The following is a 19,222-nucleotide window of genomic DNA, read 5'->3' as shown; positions in this document are numbered from 1 at the left end:
ACCATCGGCCACGTTGACCACGGTAAAACCACCCTGACTGCAGCTATCACCAACGTGCTGGCCAAGCACTTCGGTGGTAAAGCTTTCGCCTTCGACCAGATCGACAAGGCACCGGAAGAGCGTGAGCGTGGTATCACCATCAACACCTCCCACGTAGAATACGACACCGCTACCCGTCACTACGCTCACGTAGATTGCCCGGGTCACGCCGACTACGTTAAAAACATGATCACCGGTGCTGCCCAGATGGACGGCGCGATCCTGGTAGTAGCAGCGACTGACGGCCCGATGCCGCAGACTCGTGAGCACATCCTGCTGGGTCGTCAGGTTGGTATTCCGTACATGATCGTGTTCATGAACAAGTGTGACATGGTTGATGACGAAGAGCTGCTCGAACTGGTTGAGATGGAAGTTCGTGAACTGCTGACCGAATATGACTTCCCGGGTGATGACCTGCCGGTAGTTCGCGGTTCCGCGCTGAAAGCGCTGGAAGGCGACGCTGCATGGGAAGAGAAGATCATCGAGCTGGCTGGCCACCTGGATACCTACATCCCGGAGCCGGAGCGCGCGATTGACCAGCCGTTCCTGATGCCTATCGAAGACGTATTCTCTATCGCAGGCCGTGGTACCGTAGTTACCGGTCGTGTAGAGCGCGGTATCGTTAAAGTAGGTGAGACCGTAGAAATTGTTGGTATCAAAGATACCGTTTCTACCACCTGTACCGGTGTTGAAATGTTCCGTAAGCTGCTGGACGAAGGTCGTGCAGGCGAGAACATCGGCGCACTGCTGCGTGGCGTGAAGCGTGAAGACGTAGAGCGTGGTCAAGTACTGGCCAAGCCGGGTTCAATCAAGCCGCACACCAAGTTTGAATCTGAAGTGTACGTACTGTCCAAAGAAGAAGGTGGTCGTCATACCCCGTTCTTCAAAGGCTACCGTCCGCAGTTCTACTTCCGTACTACCGACGTGACCGGTACCATCGAACTGCCGGAAGGCGTAGAGATGGTAATGCCAGGCGACAACATCAAAATGGTTGTTACCCTGATTGCCCCGATCGCAATGGACGACGGCCTGCGTTTCGCTATCCGTGAAGGTGGCCGTACCGTAGGTGCCGGTGTTGTAGCCAGCGTAATCGCTTAATCTTTGGCTTACATAAATAAAGCAAAGCCCCTATAATAGGGGCTTTCTTATGTAGGGGCGTAGTTCGAATTGGTAGAACAGCGGTCTCCAAAACCGATGGTTGCGGGTTCGAGTCCTGCCGCCCCTGCCATATACCTCGTCTCGTACGGGGCTTTTGTGTCTTTGGTTACGTCAGATACAGGTGGGTTGTATGAGTGTTAGTTCTGAGAGCCAGGGCGGAAGCAAGGATACCCTGCTTTGGGGCCTGGTTTTCATTATCCTGGCGGCCGCTGTAGTGGGTAATTACCTGCTCAACGATGTTGTCGCTGCCGTCCGCGCCCTGGGTGTGGTCGTTGTCATTGCTGCTGCTGGTGCAGTAGCCCTGCAAACCACCAAGGGAAAGGCAACACTGGCATTTGCCCGTGAGTCTCGCCTGGAAGTCCGCAAGGTCGTATGGCCGACCCGTCAGGAAGCCATTCAGACAACCCTGATTGTGCTGGCGGTGACCGCCGTGATGGGGCTGCTGCTGTTCGTTCTGGACGGTGCCTTGGTCTGGTTGGTCAACCTGATTACCGGTGTGTAAGGATAAGCCATGACTGAACAACGTGAACAACGTATGAGATGGTATGTCGTGCAGGCTTTTTCCGGCTATGAAGGCCGTGTAGCCAAGTCACTGCGCGAGCATATCAAGATGCATGGCATGGAAGACATGTTCGGTGAAGTACTGGTCCCGACCGAAGAAGTGGTCGAGATGCGTGCTGGCCAGAAGCGCAAGAGTGAGCGCAAGTTTTTCCCGGGCTATGTCCTGGTCCAGATGATCATGGATGAAACCACATGGCACCTGGTGCGTAACGTACCGCGTGTAATGGGCTTCATTGGCGGTACCTCCGACCGCCCTGCACCGATCTCCGACAAAGAGGCCGATGCCATCCTGAATCGTCTGCAGGATGCCCACGACAAGCCGCGTCCGAAAACCCTGTTTGAACCGGGTGAAATGGTGCGGGTTGCCGATGGTCCGTTTGCCGACTTCAACGGTACCGTTGAAGAGGTCGATTATGAGAAGAGCCGCGTGAAGGTCTCTGTACTGATCTTCGGTCGTTCTACTCCTGTTGAACTGGATTTTGGTCAGGTCGAAAAGGGCTGATTGAATTCTGTACGTTTAACGGTTGTCAGGGGCAGCGATTATCTCTATAATTCGCTGCCCCTTTATTAGTTGGGGAGCCGTTTGCAGGAGCAAGTCTCCGAGGCGCTAGAACCCATTTTTGAGGTATTTTCCTAATGGCTAAGAAAGTCACAGCTTATATCAAGCTGCAGGTTGCTGCTGGTGCAGCCAACCCGTCTCCTCCCGTTGGTCCTGCACTGGGTCAACACGGTGTTAACATCATGGAATTCTGTAAGGCGTTCAACGCTCGTACAGAGAAGCTGGAAAAAGGTTCACCGACTCCGGTCGTGATCACCGTTTACAGTGACCGTTCCTTCACCTTCGAAACCAAGACTCCGCCTGCTTCCTTCCTGCTGAAGAAAGCTGCCGGTATCAAGTCTGGTTCTGCCAAGCCGAACAAAGACAAGGTTGGTAAGGTGACCGTAGCCCAGCTGCAAGAAATCGCCAAGACCAAAGAACCGGATATGACCGGTGCCGATCTGGATGCAAAAGTACGTTGCATCGCAGGCTCCGCTCGTTCCATGGGTCTGGTAGTGGAGGATTAAGACAATGGCTAAACTTTCCAAGCGTATGCGCGTTATTCGCGAAAAAGTTGACGGTACCAAAGAGTACTCCATCAACGAAGCCATTGCCCTGCTGAAAGAACTGGCTACCGCCAAGTTCGTTGAAAGCGTTGACGTTGCTGTCAACCTGGGTATCGACGCTCGTAAATCTGACCAGAACGTACGTGGTGCTACTGTACTGCCGCACGGTACCGGTCGTGATGTACGCGTTGCTGTATTTACTCAAGGTGCCAACGCCGAAGCAGCTAAAGCTGCCGGTGCTGACCTGGTAGGTATGGATGACCTGGCCGATCTGGTTAAGAAAGGCGAGATGAACTTCGACGTTGTTATCGCATCCCCAGATGCCATGCGCGTTGTTGGTCAACTGGGTCAAATCCTGGGCCCGCGCGGTCTGATGCCGAACCCGAAAGTTGGTACTGTAACTCCTAACGTTGCTGAAGCGGTCAAGAACGCCAAAGCTGGTCAGGTTCGTTACCGTAACGACAAGAATGGTATCATCCATACCACTCTGGGTAAGGTTTCTTTCGACGAAGTTCAGCTGAAAGAAAACTTGGAAGCTCTGCTGGTTGCCCTGAAAAAAGGCAAACCCTCTTCCGCCAAAGGCGTATTCATCAAGAAAGTCAGCATCTCCACCACCATGGGTGCCGGTGTTGCCGTAGACCAAGCTTCTCTGGAAGCTCAGGCCTAATTGATGGGTTTTACAAGGCGCAAAATTTAATCTATAATTTTGCGCCTTGATTGGTTGGGGGTTTCGACCTCCGTCCAAGACCGCAGGTGGCTGCAAAGCCTTAATGTTTCCTGCGTAGACGGTGCCGGAAACCCAGCGAGAAAGTTTCTTTCTCTTCTGGAATCCTGCTACCGCATCGTTCCCCTCTGTTGTAAAGGTAGGGGGGATGTGTCTGTACTGGGTCAATAGACCCGGATTCAATCCAGGAGTTAAGCCAATGGCATTGGGACTCGAAGACAAAAAGGCAATTGTTGCTGAAGTCAACGAAGCTGCCAAAGGCGCTCTGTCTGCAGTTGTAGCCGATTCTCGCGGTGTGACTGTAGATAAGATGACCGTCCTGCGTAAAACCGCTCGCGAAGCTGGTGTGTACATGCGCGTTGTGCGTAACACCCTGCTGCGTCGTGCAGTTGAAGGTACCGAATTCGAGTGCCTGAACAACGCATTTACCGGTCCTACCTTGATTGCTTTCTCTAACGAACACCCGGGCGCTGCTGCTCGTCTGTTCAAAGAGTTTGCCAAAGCGAACCAAAAGTTCGAAATCAAGGCTGGCGCTTTTAACGGTGAGTTTATCGCCGCAGCACAAATTGATCGTCTGGCCACGCTGCCGACCTACGACGAAGCGATTGCGAAGTTGATGGCGACTATGAAAGAAGCCTCTGCTGGCAAGCTGGTTCGTACCATCGCTGCTGTGCGTGATCAGAAGCAAGCTGCTGCTTGATTCTCGCCTATTTAGGCTGTTTGAGTTTATTCAACATCAGGAATTTTTGTCATGTCTATCACTAAAGACCAAATCATCGAAGCCGTTGCTTCCATGTCTGTAATGGAAGTTGTTGAGCTGATCGAAGCTATGGAAGAGAAGTTCGGTGTTTCTGCCGCTGTTGCTGTTGCTGCCGGTCCGGCTGCTGAAGCAGTAGAAGAGAAAACCGAGTTCGACGTAGTTCTGACCGCTGCTGGCGCCAACAAAGTTGCCGTCATCAAAGCCGTTCGTGGCGCTACCGGTCTGGGCCTGAAAGAAGCCAAAGATCTGGTTGAAGCTGCCCCGGCTAACCTGAAAGAAGGCGTGTCCAAGGACGAAGCTGAAGCTCTGAAGAAGCAGCTTGAAGAAGCTGGTGCTTCTGTTGAGATCAAATAATCTGCATTTATGTAGATTAGCCTGATAAAACAGGCTAGGGCTGGTGAATATTTGTTCACCAGCCTTTTTGCGCTGTAGACTGAGAGCATTTCACACCGTTTACGACTCTCGGTGCACCAGCAATCCGGACTGTTTCCATTCGTCCGGGCCAACACAAAACGGTGTTGAGACAGAGCTGTCCTGCGGGACAGAGTGGGTCACTTATCAGCGAGCTGAGGAACCCTATGGTTTACTCTTATACCGAAAAAAAACGCATTCGTAAGGACTTCGGTAAGCGAGACCAGGTACTGGACACGCCTTATCTGTTGTCCATTCAGCTGGACTCCTTCAAGCAGTTCATCGAGGCTGACCCGGAAGGTGAATATGGCCTAGAGGCCGCTTTCCGTAGCGTTTTCCCGATCACCAGTTACTCCGGTAGTGCTGAGCTTCAGTATGTCAGCTATCGCCTGGGTGAGCCGGTATTTGACGTAAAAGAATGCCAGATCCGTGGAGTGACCTACTCCGCGCCGCTGCGTGTCAAGCTTCGTATGGTTCTGTACGATCGTGAAGCAGCTGCCGGCACCGTCAAAGACATCAAGGAACAAGAAGTATACATGGGCGAAATTCCGCTCATGACCGAGAACGGCACCTTTGTTATCAATGGTACCGAGCGGGTTATCGTCTCCCAGCTGCACCGTAGCCCGGGCGTCTTCTTCGACCACGATAAAGGCAAAACTCATTCATCCGGTAAGGTACTGTATAACGCTCGCGTTATCCCCTACCGTGGTTCCTGGCTGGACTTCGAGTTCGATGCGAAAGACAACCTGTTTGTCCGTATCGACCGTCGTCGCAAACTGCCAGCATCCATTATTCTGCGCGCCCTGGACTTCACTTCCGAACAGATCCTGGCCACCTTCTTCGAGACCATCGGTTTTGAAGTAAAAGATGGCAAGTTGATGATGGATTTGGTGCCGGAGCGTCTGCGTGGTGAAACTGCGACCTTTGACATCGTGGCCAATGGCGCCGTGGTGGTTGAGACCGGTCGTCGTGTGACTGCGCGTCACATCCGTCAGTTGGAAAAAGATGCCGTTACCCAGATTGAGGTACCGGTTGAGTATGTTGTTGGCAAAGTTGCTGCCAAGGACTACGCACATCCGCAAACTGGCGAGATGGTCGTGACCGCCAACCAGGCCCTGAGTCTGGAAGCGATCGCCAACCTGTCCCAAGCCGGCTTCAAGCACTTCGAGGTTCTGTTCACTAACGAACTGGATCACGGTGCTTATATGTCCGAGACCCTGCGTGTCGACTCCAGCTCCAACCGTTTGGAAGCGCTGGTCGAGATCTATCGCATGATGCGTCCGGGTGAGCCGCCTACTCGCGAAGCTGCAGAACAGCTGTTCGAAAACCTGTTCTTCTCCGCCGAGCGTTACGACCTGTCTACCGTAGGTCGGATGAAGTTCAACCGCCGTCTGGGTCGTGAAGACGAGACCGGCGCTGGTGTACTGACCAAAGACGACATCGTCGATGTGATGAAGCGCCTGATCGACATCCGTAACGGTAACGACGAAGTGGACGATATCGACCACTTGGGTAACCGTCGTATCCGTTCTGTCGGTGAAATGGCTGAAAACCAGTTCCGCGTCGGTCTGGTGCGTGTCGAGCGTGCGGTCAAGGAGCGTCTCTCCCTGGGCGACCTGGACACCCTGATGCCGCAGGATCTGATCAACGCCAAGCCGATCTCCGCCGCAGTCAAAGAGTTCTTTGGTTCCAGCCAGCTGTCTCAGTTTATGGACCAGAACAACCCGCTTTCCGAAGTGACCCACAAGCGCCGTATCTCCGCGCTGGGCCCGGGCGGTTTGACTCGTGAGCGTGCCGGCTTTGAAGTCCGAGACGTACACCCGACTCACTACGGTCGTCTGTGCCCTATCGAGACTCCTGAAGGTCCGAACATCGGTCTGATCAACTCTCTGTCCGTGTACTCTCGTACCAACGAGTACGGTTTCCTCGAGACCCCGTACCGCAAGGTCATTGACGGTGTGATCACCGACGAAGTGGACTACCTGTCTGCTATCGAAGAAGGCAAGTACGTGATCGCACAGGCTAACGCCGCGACCACCGAAGATGGCCGTCTGAAAGATGAATTGATCCCGTGCCGTCACAAAGGTGAATCCACCTTTATGAACGCCGACCAGATCCAGTATATGGACGTGAGCCCGCAGCAGATCGTATCTGTGGCAGCGGCTCTGATCCCGTTCCTGGAACACGATGACGCGAACCGCGCATTGATGGGTTCAAACATGCAACGTCAGGCTGTACCGACTCTGCGTGCTGACAAGCCGCTGGTAGGTACTGGTATGGAACGCGCTGTGGCCGTTGACTCCGGTGTAACCGTAGTGGCCAAGCGTGGCGGCGTAATCGACTATGTCGATGCCTCCCGTATCGTCCTGAAGGTCAATGAAGATGAGCTGATGCCAGGCGAAGCCGGTATCGACATCTACAACCTGACCAAATATACCCGTTCCAACCAGAACACCTGTATCAACCAGCGTCCTTGCGTGATGTTGGGTGAGCCAGTCATGGCTGGCGACGTACTGGCTGACGGCCCGTCCACCGATCTGGGTGAACTGGCGCTGGGTCAGAACATGCGCGTCGCGTTCATGCCGTGGAACGGTTACAACTTTGAAGACTCGATCCTGGTGAACGAGCGTGTTGTTCAGGAAGATCGCCTGACCACCATCCATATCCAGGAACTGGCCTGTATCTCCCGTGACACCAAGCTGGGTCCGGAAGAGATCACTGCTGACATCCCGAACGTGGGTGAAGCCGCTCTGTCCAAGCTGGATGAGTCCGGTATCGTCTACGTGGGTGCCGAAGTGAAAGGCGGCGACATTCTGGTCGGTAAGGTAACCCCGAAAGGTGAAACCCAGCTGACACCGGAAGAGAAGCTGCTGCGCGCCATCTTCGGTGAGAAGGCCTCCGATGTGAAGGACTCCTCCCTGCGTGTACCGAACGGTGTGTACGGTACCGTGGTTGACGTGCAAGTCTTTACCCGCGATGGCGTGGAAAAAGACAAGCGTGCCAAAGAAATCGAAGAGATGCAGCTGAAGGAAGCGAAGAAGGACTTGACCGAAGAGTTCAAGATCCTGGAAGACGGCATTTTCGGCCGCTCCCGCAACCTGCTGCTGGCCGCCGGTTACAGCGAAGATCGTCTGAACAAGCTCGATCGCTCCAAGTGGTTTGAACTGGCCATCGAAGATGAAGGCAAGCAGACCGAACTGGAACAGATCGCTGAACAGCACGTAGAGCTGAAAGCCGAGTTCGACAAGAAGTTCGAGAACAAGCGTCGCAAGATTATCCAGGGTGATGATCTGGCGCCGGGCGTACTGAAAATCGTCAAGGTTTATCTGGCAGTCAAGCGTCGCATCCAACCGGGTGACAAGATGGCGGGCCGTCACGGTAACAAGGGTGTTATCTCCAAGATCTGTCCGGTCGAGGATATGCCTCATGACGAGTTCGGCCGTCCGGTCGACATCGTACTGAACCCGTTGGGCGTACCATCCCGTATGAACATCGGTCAGATCCTCGAAGTGCACCTGGGCCTTGCGGCCAAGGGTATCGGCGAGAAGATCGATCGCATGGTCAAAGAGCAGCGCGAGCTGCATGAGATGCGCAACTTCCTGCAACAGGTCTATGACCTGGGCGAGAAGGACACCCAGCAAGTGAACATCGCCGAACTGTCTGACGACGACGTACGTACCCTGGTGGGTAACCTGCGTAAGGGTCTGCCGGTCGCTACTCCAGTGTTTGATGGTGCCAAAGAGCGCGAAATCAAAGCCCTGCTGAAGCTGGCCGATCTGCCGGAATCCGGTCAGATTGATCTGTTCGATGGCCGTACTGGTAACCGCTTCGAGCGTAAAGTAACCGTTGGTTACATGTACATGCTCAAGCTGAACCACTTGGTCGACGACAAGATGCACGCGCGTTCTACCGGTTCTTACAGCCTGGTTACCCAGCAGCCGCTGGGTGGTAAGGCTCAGTTCGGTGGTCAGCGTTTCGGTGAGATGGAAGTGTGGGCCCTGGAGGCTTACGGTGCGGCATATACCCTGCAGGAAATGCTGACCGTCAAGTCTGACGATGTGAATGGCCGTACCAAGATGTATAAGAACATCGTGGATGGCGACCACCGTATGGAGCCGGGCATGCCCGAATCCTTCAACGTATTGCTGAAGGAAATCCGCTCTCTGGGTATCAACATCGAGCTGGACGAAGAGTAAGAGCTCGCTCTTATTGTTCGAGAATTGACGTGGGCGCCCCGCTGCTTTGGCAGCCGGGGCGCCGAGGTTAGACTCCTGACAGGGGAAACACGTGAAAGACTTACTCAAGTTTTTGAAGGCTCAGACCAAGACCGAAGAGTTTGACAGTATCAAGATCGGTCTGGCCTCTCCTGACATGATCCGCTCCTGGTCATTCGGTGAGGTCAAAAAGCCTGAGACCATCAACTACCGGACTTTCAAGCCGGAGCGTGATGGTCTGTTCTGCGCCCGTATCTTCGGACCGGTGAAGGACTACGAGTGTCTGTGCGGCAAGTACAAGCGCCTGAAACACCGTGGTGTGATCTGTGAGAAGTGCGGCGTTGAAGTGACCCAGACCAAGGTCCGTCGTGAGCGTATGGGCCACATCGAGCTGGCCAGCCCGACTGCCCACATCTGGTTCCTGAAGTCCCTGCCGTCCCGTATCGGTCTGCTGCTGGACATGACCCTGCGCGACATCGAGCGCGTGCTTTACTTCGAATCTTTCGTAGTAATCGAGCCGGGCATGACCAACCTCGAACGCAGCCAGATGCTCTCTGAAGAGCAGTACCTGGATGCGCTGGAAGAGTGGGGCGACGAATTTGACGCCAAGATGGGTGCCGAAGCAATCCTGGCATTGCTGCGCGCTATCGATCTGGAAGGTGAAGTCAAAACCATGCGCGAGGAGCTGGATCAAACCAACTCCGAGACCAAGCGCAAGAAGACCACCAAGCGTCTGAAGCTGATGGAAGCTTTCCTGCAGTCCGGCAACAAGCCGGAGTGGATGATCATGACAGTGCTGCCTGTGCTGCCGCCGGACCTGCGTCCGCTGGTACCGCTGGACGGCGGCCGTTTCGCGACTTCCGATCTGAACGATCTGTATCGTCGCGTGATCAACCGTAACAACCGCTTGAAGCGTCTGCTGGATCTGGCTGCTCCGGACATCATCGTGCGCAACGAAAAGCGTATGCTGCAAGAGTCCGTCGATGCGCTGCTGGATAACGGTCGTCGCGGTCGTGCCATCACCGGTTCCAACAAGCGCCCGCTGAAATCCCTGGCCGACATGATCAAGGGTAAGCAAGGTCGTTTCCGTCAAAACCTGCTGGGTAAGCGTGTCGACTACTCTGGTCGTTCCGTTATCACCGTAGGCCCGACCCTGCGCCTGCATCAGTGCGGTCTGCCGAAGAAAATGGCTCTGGAACTGTTCAAGCCGTTCATCTATGGCAAGCTGGAAACCCGCGGTCTGGCGACCACTATCAAGGCCGCCAAGAAGATGGTGGAGCGCGAGGAAGCTGTTGTTTGGGATATCCTGGACGAAGTGATCCGCGAGCACCCGGTTCTGCTGAACCGTGCACCGACCCTGCACCGTCTGGGTATCCAGGCATTCGAACCGACTCTGGTCGAAGGCAAGGCAATCCAGCTGCACCCGCTGGTTTGTGCTGCGTATAACGCGGACTTCGATGGTGACCAGATGGCGGTCCACGTACCGCTGACCCTGGAAGCCCAGCTGGAAGCGCGTGCGCTGATGATGTCTACCAACAACATCCTGTCGCCAGCCTCCGGTGAGCCGATCATCGTTCCTTCTCAGGACGTGGTCTTGGGTCTGTACTACATGACCCGTGCTCGTATCAACGCCAAAGGCGAAGGTATGGTGCTGGCCGGCCCGAAAGAAGCCGAGAAAGTTTATCGCGCCGGTCTGGCCGATCTGCATGCTCGTGTGAAAGTACGCATTACCGAATACCTGCGTCAGGAAGACGGTTCTCTGCGTGAACACACCGAGATGAAGAACACCACCGTTGGTCGTGCGATCCTGAGCCTGATCCTGCCGAAAGGCATGGAATACGCCCTGATCGACGAGCCGAAGGTGCTGACTGCTGCAGAGCAGGCTGACCTGGATGCCAATCCGCAGAACTGGATCAAATCCGTATCCAACAAGGCGCTGGGCAAAAAGCTCATCTCCCGTCTGCTGAACACCTGCTATCGCAAGCAGGGCCTGAAGGACACCGTTATCTTCGCTGACCAGCTGATGTATACCGGTTTCCACTACGCGGCCCTGTCCGGTGCTTCCGTTGGTATCGATGACATGGTCATCCCGGATGCCAAGAAAGACATCATTGCGGCAGCCGAAGCCGAAGTTGCCGAGATCCAGGACCAGTTCCTGTCCGGTCTGGTGACTGCGGGCGAACGTTACAACAAGGTTATCGATATCTGGGCCAGCGCCAACGAGCGCGTCTCCAAGGCCATGATGGAGAACTTGTCCAAAGAGCGTAACGTCAACTCGCTGGGTGAAGAAGAAGAGCAGGCATCGTTCAACAGCATCTTTATGATGGCCGACTCTGGTGCGCGTGGTTCCGCCGCCCAGATCCGTCAGCTGGCCGGTATGCGTGGCCTGATGGCCAAGCCGGATGGCTCCATCATCGAGACGCCGATCGTCGCGAACTTCCGCGAAGGTCTGAACGTATTGCAGTACTTTATCTCTACTCACGGTGCTCGTAAGGGTCTGGCGGATACCGCACTGAAGACTGCGAACTCCGGTTACCTAACTCGTCGTCTGGTAGACGTGGCACAAGACATGGTGATCACCGAGGACGATTGCGGCACTACCGAAGGTCTGTGGATGACTCCGCTGATCGAAGGTGGCGATGTTGTCGAACCGCTGCGTGAGCGCGTGCTGGGCCGTGTGGTTGCCGATGACGTGATCAAGCCGGGTACTGAAGATGAAGTGCTGGTAGCACGTAACACCCTGCTCGACGAGCAGCTGTGTGACCTGCTGGAGCAAAACTCTGTTGACCGTGTGAAGGTACGTTCTGCCATCACCTGTGAAACTGACTTCGGTAACTGTGCTCACTGCTACGGCCGTGATCTGGCCCGTGGTCACCTGGTTAACAAGGGTGAGGCTGTCGGTGTTATCGCCGCCCAGTCCATCGGTGAGCCGGGTACCCAGCTGACGATGCGTACGTTCCACATCGGTGGTGCGGCATCTCGAGCTGCTGCCGAGAACAGCATCCAGGTCAAGAACACCGGTACCATCAAGCTGCAGAACGCCAAGTTCGTTCACAACAGCGATGACAAACTGGTTATCACCTCCCGTTCTACCGAACTGACCATCATGGACGACATGGGCCGTACCAAGGAAAGCCACAAGCTGCCTTACGGTTCCGTGCTGGAAGTGAAGGACGGCCAGGCCGTGAACGCTGGCGAGACCGTTGCCAACTGGGATCCGCACACCCACCCGATCATCACCGAAGTGGCAGGTCGCCTGCAGTTCGAACACATGATCGATGGCGTGACCATCACTCGTCAGACCGACGAGCTGACCGGTCTCTCTTCTATCGTCGTACTGGATGTCAACGAGCGTCCGAGTGCCGGTAAAGAGATGCGTCCGACCGTTAAACTGGTCGACCTGAACGGCAAAGACGTGATGATCCCGGGTACCGATGTAGCCGCCCAGTACTTCCTGCCGGGTAAGGCGATCGTAAACCTGGAAGATGGTGCCAACGTGGGTGTGGGTGACGCGGTAGCGCGTATCCCGCAAGAATCCGGCGGTACCAAGGACATCACCGGTGGTCTGCCGCGCGTTGCGGATCTGTTCGAAGCACGTCAACCGAAGGAACCGGCAATTCTGGCCGAGATCTCCGGTACCATCTCCTTCGGGAAAGAGACCAAGGGCAAACGCCGTCTGGTTATCACCCCGACTGATGGTGGCAACGTCTACGAAGAGATGATTCCGAAGTGGCGTAACCTGAACGTGTTCGAAGGTGAAAAAGTTGAGAAGGGTGAAGTGCTGGCGGACGGTCCTGAGTCTGCTCACGACATCCTGCGTCTGCGCGGTATCAGCCCGGTCGCCAACTACATCGCCAACGAAGTGCAAGACGTTTACCGTCTGCAAGGCGTTAAGATCAACGACAAGCACATCGAAGTCATCGTTCGTCAGATGCTGCGCAAGTGCGAGATCCTGAGCGCTGGCGATACTGATCTGATCGAAGGTGAACAGGTTGAAGTTGCTCGTGTGAAGATTGCCAACCGTAAGCTGGTTGCCGAGGGCAAGACCCCTGCGACCTTCCGTCATGTACTGATGGGTATTACCAAGGCATCTCTGAGCACCGAGTCCTTCATCTCTGCGGCTTCCTTCCAGGAAACCACTCGCGTTCTGACCGAAGCCGCCGTTGGTGGCAAGCGTGATGAACTGCGTGGTCTGAAAGAGAACGTCATCGTGGGTCGTCTGATCCCGGCTGGTACCGGCTTTGCCTACCACCATAGCCGGATCAACCAGCGTGCTGCCGCAGCTCGTGCTGTTGGTACCCCGCAGGTGACCGCTGATGAAGCTCAACAGAACCTGGCTGATCTGCTGAACGCAGCCGGTAGCTTCGACGAAGAGTAACTCGTCATCCGTGATTAAAAAGGGCTCCTTCAAGGAGCCCTTTTTGTTGGCCGATTACTTGGAAAAGGTAGACGTAGCGCGGGTTTCAGGATGATCCAGAGCAAAGTTGTAGAGTAAAAAATCAAAAAAAGTTGACTTTACTCCCATGCAATTTAAAACTCGGGAAAGTTGAATGGTTATTACAGGGGTAGAACATGACTGTCGGTATCGAGGAGGCAATGCTTCCCGAAGAACAGCTGATCAGCCGCACTTTTACAGATGAAGACAGGGAATTGTTGCGCTCATACGATGGGCTCATCGATGGCTTGGCCGAGTTGTTTGGCAAGCATTGTGAAGTGGTGCTTCACTCCCTGGAAAATCTGCATGAGTCGGTGATCAAGATCGCCAACGGGTTCAATACCGGACGCACCCTCGGGGCGCCCATCACCGATTTGGCATTGCGGATGCTCAAGGATATCGAGAGCACCGGCCAGGATTACACTCAAAGCTATTTTGCCCGTAGTCGCACCGGTGCGCTGATGAAGTCGAGCACCATCGCCATCCGCAACAGCGAGCGGCAAGTAGTGGGCCTTATCTGTATCAACCTGCATATCAATGCACCTTTCCACGAGTTCGTGGCCGAATTTTTCCCGACGCCTCAGCAGGCAGCGCGTCAGTCACCCGAGACCTTCGCCAACAGCGTGGAAGAGCTGGTTGCCCAGACGGTGGACAATACCATCGACGAGATCAACCGCGATCCGACCGTGGCCAACAATGCCAAAAACCGCTTCATCGTAACCCAGCTGTTCGAGAAGGGGATTTTTGACATAAAGGACTCGATCAACATGGTGGCGGACAAACTCAATATTTCAAAACATACCGTTTATCTCTACATCCGACAGCGCAAGCAGGGTGAAGACGAAAGCGAGTAACTCAATTCCAGAAGGGGATAGATGAATGGCTAAAGAAGTGATTGCAACCGACAAGGCGCCAGCTGCCATTGGTCCTTATGTTCAGGCGACCAAGGTGGGTGAGATGATCTTCACCTCCGGGCAGATCCCGCTTGATCCTGCCACCATGGAGATCGTTGCCGGTGGCATCGAAGCTCAGGCCGAGCAGGTGATGAAGAACCTGATCGCCGTATTGCAGGCTGCCGGTGCCGATGCTGGCAAGGTTGTGAAAACCACCTGCTTCCTGAACGATATGAATGACTTCGTAGCCTTCAATCAGGTCTATGCCCGCTATTTTGGTGATGCAGCTCCGGCGCGCTCCTGTGTGGAAGTGGCCCGTCTGCCGAAAGATGTGCTGGTCGAGGTCGAGGCGATTGCCCATCTCTGATTAGCAGATTGCATCAAGCCCCTCTTGGCAGGGGCTTTTTTGTTTTTGGCGTAAAATGGACCGGGTCAGCACAGGAGTCCTGCTATGAGTCTGAGTTTTGCCATTCTGGTCACGGGGCCCGCCTATGGCAGCCAGTCGGCCAGCACGGCCTATCGTTTTGCCCGCACGCTATTGGCACAGGGGCATACCCTCTCACATCTGTTTTTTTATCAGGATGGGGTCTACAACGGCAACGGTTTACACCTGCCTGCATCTGACGAGACCGACTTGGTGCGTTTGTGGCGAGAGCTGGCACTGGAGCAGGGGATCAGTATCGATGTCTGTGTTGCCGCCGCCATGCGGCGCGGGGTGCTAGATGAGCAGGAGGCTAAAGGGGTTGGGCAGGCACATTTCAATCTGCAAGCGCCGTTTTGCCTGAGTGGTCTGGGCCAGTTGGCCGAGGCGGCGCTCACCGCAGATCGACTGGTTCAGTTCTAGGGAGTGATCATGAGCAAGAAAATCGCCTTTATTTGCAGTCGTGGCCCCCATGGCCATGCTGCAGGTCGGGAAGGGCTCGATGCCCTGCTGGCCACCTCGGCCATGACCGATTCGCTGGCGCTATTCCTGATTGGGGATGGCGTACTGCAACTGCTCAAGGAGCAGCAACCGGCTGCCATTTTGCAACGCCACTACGCGCCCACCTTCAAAATGCTGGAACTCTACGACATCGAAGAGGTCTACGTTTGTGCTGACTCGCTGGCAGAGCGTGGCGTGACAGTGGACGATCTGCTGATCCCCGTCGACAGTCTGCCGCGCCAGGAACTGGCTCGGCACTGGGCCCAATGTTCGACTCACATCAGCTTTTGAGGTCTCCATGTTGCATCTGATATTGAACTCCCCTTTTCAGAGTCAGGCCTTGGCAGAGGTGCTCTCATACCTCCAGCCGGAGGATGAGTTGGTTCTGATGCAGGATGCCGTGATTGCGGCATCGGCTCCCCAGTGGAGCGAGCGGCTGGCGGGCATCCCGCTTTATGTGATGCAGGAAGACCTGCAAGCTCGCGGTTTGCAGCATCGGGTGGGTATTGCGCTCGATATGGCGGGTCTGGTGGCATTGATTGCGCAAAAAGGTTCCCCGCGCACCTGGGGTGGCTGAGAAGCACATTTTCAAGAAAATTCAAGGTGATGTCGTGAAATCAAACGGATCCGAATTGCCCTTTTGTGACGCGAATTGTATAAATCTTGACTCCCCAGACAACAGGGCATAAAATTTCGCGTCCCCGTATCTGCGGGGAGGATTTTCCACACGTTTATGAAGTCATTATCAGGAGCCTTTTGATGGCAACTATTAACCAGTTGGTTCGCAAGCCACGCATCAAGCTCGTTGTGAAAAGCAACGTGCCGGCGCTGGAAGCGTGCCCTCAGAAGCGTGGCGTATGCACTCGTGTATATACCACCACCCCGAAGAAGCCTAACTCTGCACTGCGTAAAGTATGCCGTGTACGTCTGACCAACGGCTTCGAAGTCACCTCCTACATCGGTGGTGAAGGTCACAACCTGCAAGAGCACTCTGTTGTTCTGATCCGTGGCGGTCGTGTAAAAGACTTGCCTGGTGTTCGTTATCACACCGTTCGTGGTGCGTTGGACTGTGCCGGTGTTAAAGACCGTAAGCAGGCTCGCTCCAAGTATGGCGTGAAGCGTCCTAAAGCTTAATGGTTCTCCGTTAAGTAAGGCCAAACGTTAATTCGTTTCTAGTTAGATAGCTTTCTAGTTTTGGGTAATCCCTGAAGTTACGGAGAATTTGAAATGCCAAGACGTCGTGTTGTTGGTCAGCGTAAAATCCTGCCAGATCCCAAGTTCGGATCAGAGCTGCTGGCTAAATTTGTCAACGTAGTAATGGTTGACGGTAAGAAATCTGTTGCAGAAGCCATCGTTTATGGCGCCCTGGACATCATTGCCACCAAATCTGGCAAAGAGCACCTGGCCCTGTTCGAAGTCGCTCTGGATAACATTCGTCCGGCGGTCGAGGTTAAATCTCGTCGCGTCGGTGGTGCAACCTATCAGGTACCGGTAGAAGTTCGTCCGGTACGTCGCAATGCCCTGGCAATGCGCTGGTTGGTTGATGCCGCTCGTAAACGTGGTGAAAAATCAATGGCTCAGCGTCTGGCTGGCGAGCTGCTGGATGCCGCTGACAATAAGGGTTCGTCTGTCAAGAAACGTGAAGACGTTCACCGTATGGCTGAAGCGAACAAAGCCTTCGCTCACTTCCGCTGGTAATCCGCTTGCGCAGGGTCTTTTGGCTCTGCGCACCTTTAATTATCTAGGGACAAGCGCCTTAGTAAGAGGATGACAATGGCTCGTACAACCCCCATTGAGCGTTATCGTAACATCGGTATCTCCGCTCACATTGACGCCGGTAAGACTACTACTACCGAGCGCGTACTGTTTTATACCGGTGTAAGTCACAAGATCGGTGAAGTTCACGATGGCGCTGCCACCATGGACTGGATGGAACAGGAACAAGAGCGTGGTATCACCATCACCTCCGCCGCGACCACCGCTTTCTGGTCCGGTATGGGTAAACAGTTCCAACCGCACCGTATCAACATCATCGATACCCCGGGCCACGTTGACTTTACTATCGAAGTAGAGCGTTCAATGCGTGTTCTGGACGGTGCCGTGATGGTGTACTGTGCCGTAGGTGGCGTACAGCCACAGTCTGAAACCGTATGGCGTCAGGCTAACAAGTACAAGGTTCCCCGTATCGCGTTCGTCAACAAGATGGACCGTACCGGTGCCAACTTCCTGCGCTGCGTTGAGCACATCAAGACCCGTCTGAAAGGCGTTCCGGTTCCCCTTCAGCTGAACATCGGCTCTGAAGAGAACTTCAAGGGCGTTGTTGACCTGGTCAAGATGAAAGCCATCAACTGGAGCGAAGCTGACCAGGGCGTATCCTTCGATTACGAAGACGTCCCGGCTGAGCTGCTGGAACAGGCGCAAGAAATGCGCATGAATCTGGTTGAAGCCGCTGCTGAAGCGTCTGAAGACCTGATGGAAAAATACTTGGGCGGCGAAGAGCTGACCGAGGAAGAGATCAAGACTGCTCTGCGTCAGCGTGTGCTGAACAACGAAATCATCCTGGTAACCTGTGGCTCCGCGTTCAAGAACAAGGGCGTACAGGCAATGCTGGATGCCGTTGTTGACTATCTGCCGGCTCCGACCGACGTAGCTGCTATCGACGGCCTGAAAATGGACGGCGAGACCAAAGACGAGCGTCATGCTTCTGATGACGAGCCGTTCTCTGCTCTGGCGTTCAAGATCGCTACCGACCCGTTCGTTGGTAACCTGACCTTCTTCCGCGTCTACTCCGGTGTTGTTAACTCCGGTGACACCGTGCTGAACTCCGTCAAGGACAAGCGCGAGCGTTTTGGCCGTATCGTTCAGATGCACGCCAACAAGCGCGAAGAGATCAAAGAAGTACGCGCTGGTGACATCGCTGCTGCTATCGGTCTGAAAGACGTGACCACTGGTGACACCCTGTGTGACCAGAACGCACCGATCATCCTCGAGCGTATGGAATTCCCGGAGCCGGTAATTTCTATCGCGGTTGAGCCGAAAACCAAGGCTGACCAAGAGAAGATGGGTCTGGCACTGGGCCGTCTGGCTCAGGAAGATCCTTCCTTCCGCGTATGGACTGACGAAGAGTCAGGTCAAACCATCATCGCCGGTATGGGTGAGCTGCACCTGGACATCATCGTTGACCGTATGCGTCGCGAGTTCAAGGTAGAAGCGAACGTAGGTAAGCCGCAGGTTGCCTACCGTGAAACCATTCGTACAACCGTTAAGGATGTCGAAGGTAAGCACGCCAAGCAGTCTGGTGGTCGTGGTCAGTACGGTCACGTTGTGATCGACATGTACCCGCTGGAAGAAGGCAAAGCCTACGAATTCGTCAACGACATCAAAGGTGGTGTCATTCCTGGTGAATTCATCCCGGGTGTTGATAAAGGTATCCGTGAGCAGCTCAAATCTGGTCCGCTGGCTGGTTACCCGGTTATGGATCTGGGTGTGCGTCTGCACTTCGGTTCTTACCACGATGTCGACTCTTCCGAACTGGCGTTCAAAATCGCTGCTTCCATGGCCTTTAAGGCTGGCTTCATGAAAGCCAACCCGGTTCTGCTTGAACCGATCATGAAAGTAGAAGTTGAAACTCCGGAAGATTACATGGGCGACGTTATCGGTGACCTGAACCGTCGTCGTGGCCTGATCGAAGGTATGGAAGATGGCCCGTCCGGCAAGATCGTACGTGCTCTGGTGCCGCTGGCCGAAATGTTCGGTTATGCAACTGCACTGCGTTCCGCTACCCAAGGTCGTGCTTCCTACGCCATGGAATTCGCCAAGTATCACGATGCACCGACCAACGTTGCACAAGCCGTGATCGAAGAGCGCAAATCCAAGTAATTTAAGATTCCCCGCCTACGACGGTAGGCGGGTTTAACCTAGAAGGACTACGTCGTGTCTAAAGAAAAATTTGAGCGTAACAAACCGCACGTAAACGTCGGCACCATCGGCCACGTTGACCA

The 19,222-nt window shown here is 54.6% G+C and carries 17 protein-coding genes and 1 tRNA gene; all 18 read left to right on the top strand.

What is annotated here, in order from left to right:
- A partial coding sequence (tuf, locus tag ACE1BR_RS23045) for an elongation factor Tu (RefSeq protein ID WP_374874395.1) occupies positions 1–1,137 on the top strand: 1,137 nt, incomplete at its 5' end.
- A 53-nt stretch (positions 1,138–1,190) separates the two neighbouring features.
- Positions 1,191–1,267, top strand: a tRNA-Trp gene (locus ACE1BR_RS23040).
- 60 nt (positions 1,268–1,327) lie between these two features.
- Complete coding sequence (gene secE / locus ACE1BR_RS23035) at positions 1,328–1,699, top strand: preprotein translocase subunit SecE (RefSeq protein ID WP_005306322.1); 372 nt, start codon at positions 1,328–1,330, stop codon at positions 1,697–1,699.
- Positions 1,700–1,732: 33 nt separating this feature from the next.
- Positions 1,733–2,260: a transcription termination/antitermination protein NusG gene (nusG, locus tag ACE1BR_RS23030; protein ID WP_019840195.1), complete on the top strand. Its 528-nt coding sequence runs from the start codon at positions 1,733–1,735 to the stop codon at positions 2,258–2,260.
- A 134-nt stretch (positions 2,261–2,394) separates the two neighbouring features.
- The gene (rplK, locus tag ACE1BR_RS23025) at positions 2,395–2,823 is read left to right on the top strand and encodes a 50S ribosomal protein L11 (protein ID WP_026456244.1); all 429 of its coding nucleotides are present in this window, start codon (positions 2,395–2,397) and stop codon (positions 2,821–2,823) included.
- Between the two features lie 4 nt (positions 2,824–2,827).
- On the top strand, positions 2,828–3,529 hold the full coding sequence (gene rplA, locus ACE1BR_RS23020; protein WP_033135316.1) for a 50S ribosomal protein L1: 702 nt from the start codon (positions 2,828–2,830) through the stop codon (positions 3,527–3,529).
- A 256-nt stretch (positions 3,530–3,785) separates the two neighbouring features.
- The gene (gene rplJ / locus ACE1BR_RS23015; RefSeq protein ID WP_033135317.1) at positions 3,786–4,286 is read left to right on the top strand and encodes a 50S ribosomal protein L10; all 501 of its coding nucleotides are present in this window, start codon (positions 3,786–3,788) and stop codon (positions 4,284–4,286) included.
- A gap of 51 nt (positions 4,287–4,337) precedes the next feature.
- Entirely contained in the window at positions 4,338–4,700 is a 363-nt protein-coding gene (gene rplL, locus ACE1BR_RS23010; RefSeq protein ID WP_033135318.1) for a 50S ribosomal protein L7/L12, read from the top strand.
- 224 nt (positions 4,701–4,924) lie between these two features.
- On the top strand, positions 4,925–8,953 hold the full coding sequence (gene rpoB / locus ACE1BR_RS23005; RefSeq protein WP_005339897.1) for a DNA-directed RNA polymerase subunit beta: 4,029 nt from the start codon (positions 4,925–4,927) through the stop codon (positions 8,951–8,953).
- A gap of 91 nt (positions 8,954–9,044) precedes the next feature.
- The gene (gene rpoC, locus ACE1BR_RS23000; protein WP_042058256.1) at positions 9,045–13,349 is read left to right on the top strand and encodes a DNA-directed RNA polymerase subunit beta'; all 4,305 of its coding nucleotides are present in this window, start codon (positions 9,045–9,047) and stop codon (positions 13,347–13,349) included.
- A 194-nt stretch (positions 13,350–13,543) separates the two neighbouring features.
- Positions 13,544–14,260, top strand: coding sequence for a transcriptional regulator (locus ACE1BR_RS22995; RefSeq protein WP_374874393.1), 717 nt, complete (start codon positions 13,544–13,546; stop codon positions 14,258–14,260).
- A gap of 25 nt (positions 14,261–14,285) precedes the next feature.
- Positions 14,286–14,666, top strand: a complete 381-nt coding sequence (locus tag ACE1BR_RS22990) for a RidA family protein (RefSeq protein ID WP_374874391.1) — start codon at positions 14,286–14,288, stop codon at positions 14,664–14,666.
- Positions 14,667–14,750: 84 nt separating this feature from the next.
- Positions 14,751–15,143: a sulfurtransferase complex subunit TusD gene (gene tusD / locus ACE1BR_RS22985; RefSeq protein ID WP_374874389.1), complete on the top strand. Its 393-nt coding sequence runs from the start codon at positions 14,751–14,753 to the stop codon at positions 15,141–15,143.
- Positions 15,144–15,152: 9 nt separating this feature from the next.
- Positions 15,153–15,512, top strand: coding sequence for a sulfurtransferase complex subunit TusC (tusC, locus tag ACE1BR_RS22980; RefSeq protein ID WP_374874387.1), 360 nt, complete (start codon positions 15,153–15,155; stop codon positions 15,510–15,512).
- 7 nt (positions 15,513–15,519) lie between these two features.
- Positions 15,520–15,798, top strand: coding sequence for a sulfurtransferase complex subunit TusB (tusB, locus tag ACE1BR_RS22975; RefSeq protein ID WP_374874385.1), 279 nt, complete (start codon positions 15,520–15,522; stop codon positions 15,796–15,798).
- 182 nt (positions 15,799–15,980) lie between these two features.
- The gene (rpsL, locus tag ACE1BR_RS22970; protein WP_005306278.1) at positions 15,981–16,355 is read left to right on the top strand and encodes a 30S ribosomal protein S12; all 375 of its coding nucleotides are present in this window, start codon (positions 15,981–15,983) and stop codon (positions 16,353–16,355) included.
- Positions 16,356–16,448: 93 nt separating this feature from the next.
- The gene (gene rpsG, locus ACE1BR_RS22965) at positions 16,449–16,919 is read left to right on the top strand and encodes a 30S ribosomal protein S7 (RefSeq protein ID WP_010675949.1); all 471 of its coding nucleotides are present in this window, start codon (positions 16,449–16,451) and stop codon (positions 16,917–16,919) included.
- A gap of 75 nt (positions 16,920–16,994) precedes the next feature.
- Complete coding sequence (gene fusA / locus ACE1BR_RS22960; RefSeq protein ID WP_374874383.1) at positions 16,995–19,100, top strand: elongation factor G; 2,106 nt, start codon at positions 16,995–16,997, stop codon at positions 19,098–19,100.
- Positions 19,101–19,222: the final 122 nt, after the last annotated feature.

Origin of the sequence: Aeromonas sp. MdU4 (genome assembly GCF_041929505.1) — a bacterium.
Classification (GTDB): domain Bacteria; phylum Pseudomonadota; class Gammaproteobacteria; order Enterobacterales; family Aeromonadaceae; genus Aeromonas.
The sequence above is the reverse complement of the archived record's forward strand: the minus strand, read 5'-3'. Positions and strand labels throughout refer to the sequence as shown.